Source organism: Micromonospora sp. CPCC 206060 (assembly GCF_036906895.1).
Lineage (GTDB): Bacteria > Actinomycetota > Actinomycetes > Mycobacteriales > Micromonosporaceae > Micromonospora.
Genome location: NZ_JBAKHU010000268.1, coordinates 1 through 745, shown reverse-complemented (window position 1 = coordinate 745; position 745 = coordinate 1). Strand labels below are relative to the sequence as shown.

Genomic DNA, 745 nt, shown 5'->3' with positions numbered 1-745 from the left:
GGTGCTGTCGCTCGCTGATGCGGCGAAGCTTGTGGCGGCTCGTGGTCGGTTGATGCAGGCTCTGCCGGCTGGTGGGGTGATGGTGTCGGTGCAGGCCACCGAGGCCGAGGTGTTGCCGCTGCTGGCCGGCCGGGATGACCGTGTGGGGATCGGTGCGGTCAACGGCCCCACCTCCGTGGTTCTCTCGGGTGCTGAGGCGGCGGTGGAGGAGGTCGCGGAGCATTTCCGGTCCCAGGGTCGGAAGACGAAGCGGTTGTCGGTGTCGCATGCGTTCCATTCGCCGTTGATGGCGCCGATGTTGGACGAGTTCAACACTGTTGTCGCCGGCCTGTCCTTCACCGCTTCCGACATCCCGGTGGCGTCGACGGTGACGGGTGAGTTGACCACCGCTGCGGTGTGGGCTGACGCGGATTACTGGGTGGAGCACGTCAAGGCCGGGGTCCGGTTCGCCGACGCGGTGACCGCTGCCCAGGCTTCCGGTGTGGTCACGTTCGTGGAGATCGGTCCGGACGCGATCCTGACCGCGCTGACCGGGCAGATCCTGGCGGACGCCACCGCGGTCCCGCTGGTCCGGAAGGACCGGGACGCGGCCGTCACCTTCACCACTGGACTCGGTGCCCTCTGGGCCCGGGGCGTGAACGTCGACTTCTCCGCCCTGCTGTCCGGCGGGAAGCGGGTCGATCTGCCGACGTACGCCTTCCAGCACCAGCGGTACTGGCTGGAGGCCACCGCGAGCGTGCCGGCC

At 69.0% G+C, this 745-nt stretch carries 1 protein-coding gene; it reads left to right on the top strand.

The annotated features are described in order from the left end of the window. Window position 1: 1 nt before the first annotated feature. Window positions 2-745: acyltransferase domain-containing protein (locus V6U90_RS33675; RefSeq protein WP_334445248.1), on the top strand; the 744-nt coding region annotated here is incomplete at its 3' end.